This window comes from Methanophagales archaeon, from assembly GCA_021159465.1.
Lineage (GTDB): Archaea > Halobacteriota > Syntropharchaeia > Alkanophagales > Methanospirareceae > G60ANME1.
The window spans coordinates 1-6,625 of sequence record JAGGRR010000088.1 but is presented as its reverse complement, the minus strand read 5'-3'; the positions used below and the strand labels follow the sequence as shown (position 1 = coordinate 6,625).

Below are 6,625 nucleotides of genomic sequence, written 5' to 3'. Positions count from 1 at the left end.
CCGCAGAAATTTCGCCACCGGCATCCACTGCACTCATCTATCTTTGAAGGTCTTGCCATCAGAGACCAGGAATTAAAAATCCTGGCTGTTCGCCTTGTCAATCGTGGGGAAATATATCTCATCCACAAACCCTCTTGAGAGGGTGAACCCCACTCTTGACCGGTCTGAACAGGAAGTCCCTATACCGTTCTTTGCTCCAGTGGTCCACAGTGGAGCGTTGCCGGGTGAACCCTGAGCAGGGCGAGTCTCTCCACAGACAGTAAACGTGAAAGGGCCACAGAGGCAGAGTTGTTCTCCTTCTCGGTCTGGTATCTTGAAATTATCCTTTTTCGCATTTATCCTGTATTCAACCGTAGCATCGGCTTGTAGACCTAGACCGGGGATGATCCCACGCCAATAGCTATTCACATTGGTATTGTACTGCCAGTTACACACTATCTTCTTCCATGACCCGCTATTAACCCTATATTCTATCCATACGCTTTGACCAGGTTCTATTGGCCATGTGCCAGTTCAGATCTCCATTAGCTTCTTTGCCTGCACTTCATATAGTACCTTAGGTAAGTCCCCACCATTTTCAGTATGCCATACTGTACACAACATTTTTACATAAACTTTGTTAATTATTTGATGATCCTCGCGGTATAATAAATATAAGCGGCTCACATATTTACTATTTTAATGTATACTCCGTTCCTTATAATTGGCTGTACGGTAATAGAATATAGGTACAAAATGAAGCGAATATTTCACCTCGCGGACACGCACATAGGTTATTCAGCCTATCGGAAGATAGACGAAGCGACAGGTCTGAACCAACGAGAAGTAGACACCTACGAAGCGTTCAAGCAATTTGTAGACCATGCGTTGGAAGACAAGCCAGATGTAATACTGCACGCAGGCGACCTGTTCGATTCCGTACGCCCGACAAACCGCGCTATTTCTTTCGTTCTTGGTCAATTAATAAAATTGAGTGAAGCGGGCATACCTTTTGTGGTGATCTCAGGCAATCACGAGACTCCCAGATTGAAGGAGACAGGCAGTGTCTTCAGTCTATTTGAGCATATCCCGGAGGTGTATGTCGCGTATGGGAACAAATACGAGTCCATTGAACTGGATGATATAACTGTTCACGCAATCCCGCATTGTGATGATATAGAAGGGGAGAAGGACAAGATAAACCTTGATAAGGATAGCTTTAACCTGGCAATGCTGCATGCCAGTATCCAGGTTAGTGGCAAGCCAGTATTCATGATGGGCGAAATAAACGAGCAAATTGTCAGTATTGACAATCTAACAGGACTTGATTACATTGCTCTGGGGCATTATCACCGATGCACGAGAGTGCGTGAAGATGCTTACTATGCGGGCTCCACCGAGAGATTCAGTTTCGGTGAGGTGGGGGATAATAAAGGGTATTTAGAAGTTAGATTGTTGGATGACGGTACCAGAAAGGTTATATTTCACCAGCTCCATATAAGAGATATGCTGGACCTCGAGCCGGTTGTTTGTGATGGTCTTGATGCAGAGGGGATAAGAGGGATGATAAGGAATCGAATTCTTGATTGCAATCCAGATGATAAGATAGTGAGATTACGGGTTCAGGGGATACCACTCCATGTGTACCACTCGTTGGATTTTGATGAATTTAAGCGCTTGACGAAGCATGCAGTTCATTTCGAGATGAGATACGAATTCGAGCGCGAGAATGGTGAACCTTTCTCATACTCGTCAGCCAGCCAGAGCGCTTTTCATTCACTACATACCGAATTTGAGAAATTCATTGATGAATACCCCGGCACCTTGCATATAGACAAAGGGCGATTGAAGGAGCTGGGATTGGAATACATGCGCAACTGGATGCAGAATGAAGAATAAGAAGATGAAGATTTAAATTATATATTCCCTTGCATTAAAATAAAAGATGGCAAATACACCTCAAACCAGGATCACAGTCTCAGCAGCGGAGAAGATAGGTCTGGCGCTTGCTTTGCTCATTGCAGTTATTCTGGTTGGCATCGCCCTATTCTCCCTCCTTGTTGATCTGATATTGAAATTTAATATATATGGCATCCTGCTGGATTTGATAGTCTTGGGAATAGGCATCTTGCTGGCTTATTTCACCATACGAATATACAAGAAATCGGCATATTATGAGAGTTTGGTGAATACCGCATTTGACCGTGGGATATATGAGCGCTTGGAGCCAGTGTTGAGGAAAGTAGCGGAGACGCATGTGGAGATGGAATCACTTGGTAGTCGCCTGAATAAGATTGACCGTATGGTTCAAACATTAATAGACGAACAGCTAAAGATGGAGCACCCGCAGGTGGAGGGGGTAGAGAAAGCTATTGCACCCGGGACCTCAGTAGGATTCATCGCAAAAGTAATCCTTATGACTGTTCTATCCATGTCTGCTTTTGTACTCATGATAGAGACCTCATTTAGTATGGCACATTTCGCTACGCTATTCCTCTTCATACTATGGTGGTTGGTCATAACTGCCGAGTTCGATGTCTTTGATAAGAACACTGCATGGGTCGCACTCTTCCTGCCTATCATTCTCGTACCTTTTAGTTTCCTGTTCCTCAGTATTGCCGGGATATTGGGATTGAATAATCTGCTCGGTATTTTCTATACCTGTTTAGCGCTATACGCGTTCCTCTACTACACGTGGGCGGTATACGAGACGAGGGGGACACTTCCGCTTAAACTGGATTATATACGGAGGATTAAGCATAAGTGAAAATGAGAATGAAAAAGAAGACGAAGGGGGATGATGGCAGAGAAAGAGACAGAGAAAGAGAAAGAGAAGGCGAATATCATCGCAGTGGCGGGTAAAGGTGGTACCGGTAAGACTGTTATATCATCGCTCCTGCTTAGATTCCTGGCTGAAGATAGGAGAGTGCTTGTGATAGATGCTGACCCTGCTGCTTCCCTGCCCAGCACATTGGGTGTAAAGGTGGAACGAACGATAGGGGATATAAGAGAGGAGATAGCCTCTCCAAGCAGTGTCTACTTCTCTGAGAATATGCCCACTGACGTTCTGATAGAGTACATGATAGATGAGATAATGGTAAACACACCGCGGTTCTCTCTACTGGTAATGGGTCGTTCCGAGGGTCCAGGCTGCTATTGCCTGATAAACGACATGCTGCGTCATTTTATTGATAGACTCTCATTACGGTATTCTACAATTCTGATAGATTGTGAGGCAGGACTGGAGCATCTCAGTCGCAGGACGATGAGGGATGTGAATACAATGCTTGTGGTGAGTGATGCAACAAAACGGGGTATAGATACCGCATCGTCAATAAAGAATCTTGCAGCCAGTTTGCATATTGATTTCGGGCAGATATTTCTCGTACTTAATAAAATAACAGAGAATGTGAAACTGATGCTTGAACCAGCAGTAGAGGAGAGTGGTCTCGAGCTCATAGGAACTGTACCAGAAGATGAGAATATAAGAGCTTTTGATTTGATAGGTAAGCCACTGATAGAACTGCCTGAGGATTCAAAAGCGGTTGTCGCAGTGAAGGAGATATACGAAAAGATTAAGATTATTCACTCCCCATTGCCATAGCCATAGCCATAACCATAACAGTTAATACCGCTGAATTTCTTTCTGTACGCTTCTAAGAGTGGTGTAAGCTCTCTATGTGGCGGTCTCACGTGCTTCAGCCTATCTCTCAGCTCGGATTCGCTCAACCGGACATTTAAACTCCGCCGTGGTACATCTATCTCGATCACGTCACCATCTCTTATCGCGCCGATTGCACCCCCATTGTATGCTTCCATCTCCACATGCCCAATGCAGAGCCCGGAGGTCGCACCTGAGAATCTACCATCGGTGATTAGAGCAACATGTTTAAAGCCCGCACCCTTTATCGCATCGGTCGGAGTAAGCATCTCTGGCATACCGGGAGCACCAGCAGGACCCTGAAATGGAAGCACAACTACATCACCCTCCTTTATTATCTTATCTCCCTTACCTTCTATCGCATCTAACAGGTCCTTCTCGCTCATAAACACCTTTGCAGGTCCCGAATGTACCATCATATCTTCATCAACTGCGGTCTGTTTTAGTACCGCGCTGTTTGCAAGGTTACCGCTCAGTACCGCTATCCCGCCTTCAGGGAAATACGGGTTGTCTAAGCTTCTGATAACTTCTTCGTCCAGAACCCTGCCTTCATCCGCTATCTCCTTTATCGTTCGTCCATTCACCGTTGCAGAATCTTTGAGCATCGTACGCAAGCGGTGAAGAACAGCAGGTATGCCACCTGCCCGGTCTAAATCAGCCATTTCGTGCGTTCCCGCGGGTATCAACCTGCATATATTTGGCGTCTCGCGTGATATCGTATCGAATATGCTCACATTGAGCTCAATACCTGCTTCTTTTGCTATCATTGGTATATGTAATACAGCATTCGTGGAGCCGCCAAGTGCCATATCCACCCTGATGGCGTTCTCGAAAGCGTCTCTCACCATTATATCACGCGGCTTTATATCCTCTTTAACCAGTTCAACGATTCGTCTGCCCGTTTCATACGCCTGCCGCTTCTTCTCAGGGTCTATTGCCAGCGTAGTTGCGCATCCGGTGAGTGACATGCCCAGCACTTCTGTGACAATAGCCATTGTATTCGCAGTATAGAGCCCGACGCAGGAGCCAGCACCACAAGCCATCACAGGTAGCATAGCTCTCGCTTCTTCCTCGGTCATCAAACCGCCTTTCACACGACCTACGATGCTGAAGCCTTCAATCGGATGATGCTTCTCGCCATCACTGCGATTCGCTTTCATCGCTCCACCAGTGAGTATGATAGCAGGCAAATTGAGGCGTCCAGCAGCCATCAGCATTCCGGGTGTTATTTTGTCACAGTTCGTTACACCGACCCAGCCATCCAGAGAGTGCGATAGAACCATTATCTCGATATTATCAGCGATATTCTCTCTGCTTGGAAGTGAGAGTCGCATCTCTACATACATCGCTATACCATCACATACGCCAGGCACACCCCATTCAAAAGGTACGCCACCTGCATCTCTTATTCCCCGCTTCACCTCGTTCGTAAGTTCGTTCAGGTGAATATGCCCGGGAATAATGTTATTGTAGCTATTAGCAATGCCGATGAAGGGTTTATCCGACTCGAAATCCGACTGTTTCACACCCGCAGACATCAATAGTGCACGATGCGGTAAAGTCTCTATATCCCGCTTCAATGTATCGGAACGCATATAGATAGCAAAGCTTTCTTTTTAAAAGAAATTTTCTATTAGTAATTTAGCAATGGATACAAAGAGTTTGAAGACGGAGTTGCTATGTCTGGGTGCGAGAGTGTCAGGTTCTGGTGTGGACAAAGGCAGGAAAGGCGGGGCAGGACCCGCAGCAGGTGGTATGTTCATGTTTGGGGGCACTGTGGTGAACGTTCCCACGCGGAGCTGGTTTGTCTCTCAGTCGCCGTACCGCGTTTATGGTGAAGAGGGGCGATACGTATTGGAGAGGAATGGAGAGCGAATAACCGAGGTTACGTTTCCTGCTGCGCGATTCCAGCATTTGAAGACGCGTGATGGCATACCCTATTATAAAATCGCACTACTGCACGGTGCAGATTGTTTGGCTACGACCACAATACAGACCTGTGTGTACTGGGACACGCCAAAGAGGTGTAAGTTCTGTGCAATCGAGCTGTCATTGAAAAGTGGTGCGACGATAGCGAAGAAGACACCGGAGCAGCTTGCGGAGGTGGCAGAGGCGGCGAAGAGGCTGGACCACGTCACTCACGTGACGCTCACCACAGGTACAACAGCCACACCCGACAAAGGTATATATTATCTCGCAGAGACTGCGAGAGCGATAAAGGATGCAACTGGTCTGCCGATACATGTGCAATTCGAGCCGCCAAAAGAGCTAAATATGATTGATGCCCTCTCCGATGCTGTGGACACGGTGGGGATACATGTGGAGAGCTTTGACCGTGGTGTGTTGCAAAGAATGGCGGAATGCAAGGCAGAGATATCTTTTGAGCGATATGTGGATGCATGGAAACGGAGTGTAGCGCTCTTTGGTGATACTCAGGTCAGCAGTTATGTGATTACCGGATTGGGTGAGAGTGATGAGTCTATAATAAGGGGTAGTCAAACGATGGTAGAGCTCGGCGTGTATCCATTCGTAGTGCCTCTGCGTCCTATACCGGGCTCGATGCTGGAGAATGAGAGACCACCAGCTCCAGAGAGGATGTTTCGGTTATATGAGGAAGTTGCGGAGGTATTGCATGCCGGAGGGATGAACTGGCGTAAGAACAAGGCGGGTTGTGTACGGTGCAGGGCGTGTTCCGCGTTGCCAGATTTCGAGTATTAGTAAGAGTAACAGACGATGTATTCTTGCAGATGATCTGCACGCTTTATCCGGGTACGATAGCACCGGAGTGAAAGATAGCGAAGCGTGGTGTGTGGGAGAGGAGAAGCCGCTCAAAGCTCCATTTATTCATCTCCTATCTCCTTTAAGTCTTGCAAGCTCTCTTCTTATGGCAATCTTCTGTAATTCATCCTTTGAGTTAGTTGATACACAACGAAACTACTATCCCTATCCCTACCCTCTGATCGGCTTATATTTATGGGTCATACT

Annotated in this window: 6 protein-coding genes; 4 read left to right on the top strand and 2 right to left on the bottom strand. The window is 46.7% G+C overall.

The window, feature by feature from the left end; genetic code table 11:
* Positions 1-72: 72 nt before the first annotated feature.
* Positions 73-435, bottom strand: coding sequence for a hypothetical protein (locus J7J01_04680; GenBank protein MCD6210177.1), 363 nt, complete (start codon positions 433-435; stop codon positions 73-75).
* A 300-nt stretch (positions 436-735) separates the two neighbouring features.
* On the opposite strand from J7J01_04680, the gene J7J01_04675 reads away from it, so the two are divergent.
* The 3 genes from J7J01_04675 to J7J01_04665 are packed head-to-tail and all read left to right on the top strand — an operon-like array spanning position 736 to position 3,583.
* Positions 736-1,878 (top strand): exonuclease SbcCD subunit D, encoded by a 1,143-nt coding sequence (locus J7J01_04675; GenBank protein MCD6210176.1) that lies wholly within the window; start codon positions 736-738, stop codon positions 1,876-1,878.
* A gap of 46 nt (positions 1,879-1,924) precedes the next feature.
* Positions 1,925-2,746, top strand: a complete 822-nt coding sequence (locus tag J7J01_04670) for a hypothetical protein (GenBank protein ID MCD6210175.1) — start codon at positions 1,925-1,927, stop codon at positions 2,744-2,746.
* A 30-nt stretch (positions 2,747-2,776) separates the two neighbouring features.
* On the top strand, positions 2,777-3,583 hold the full coding sequence (locus tag J7J01_04665; protein MCD6210174.1) for an AAA family ATPase: 807 nt from the start codon (positions 2,777-2,779) through the stop codon (positions 3,581-3,583).
* Here the strand turns inward: J7J01_04665 and ilvD are convergent.
* Positions 3,565-5,235 carry a dihydroxy-acid dehydratase gene (ilvD, locus tag J7J01_04660; GenBank protein MCD6210173.1) on the bottom strand — a complete coding sequence of 557 codons (1,671 nt, stop codon included), beginning with the start codon at positions 5,233-5,235 and terminating at the stop codon, positions 3,565-3,567. The genes J7J01_04665 and ilvD overlap by 19 nt on opposite strands.
* Positions 5,236-5,287: 52 nt before the next feature.
* On the opposite strand from ilvD, the gene J7J01_04655 reads away from it, so the two are divergent.
* Positions 5,288-6,358: an MSMEG_0568 family radical SAM protein gene (locus tag J7J01_04655; protein ID MCD6210172.1), complete on the top strand. Its 1,071-nt coding sequence runs from the start codon at positions 5,288-5,290 to the stop codon at positions 6,356-6,358.
* Positions 6,359-6,625 lie beyond the last annotated feature (267 nt).

Coding starts and splice junctions, on each gene's coding strand:
- J7J01_04675 (MCD6210176.1), top strand. CDS start 736: ATGAAGCGAATATTTCACCTCGCGGACACGCACATAGGTTATTCAGCC.
- ilvD (MCD6210173.1), bottom strand. CDS start 5,235: ATGCGTTCCGATACATTGAAGCGGGATATAGAGACTTTACCGCATCGT.
- J7J01_04655 (MCD6210172.1), top strand. CDS start 5,288: ATGGATACAAAGAGTTTGAAGACGGAGTTGCTATGTCTGGGTGCGAGA.
- J7J01_04670 (MCD6210175.1), top strand. CDS start 1,925: ATGGCAAATACACCTCAAACCAGGATCACAGTCTCAGCAGCGGAGAAG.
- J7J01_04665 (MCD6210174.1), top strand. CDS start 2,777: ATGATGGCAGAGAAAGAGACAGAGAAAGAGAAAGAGAAGGCGAATATC.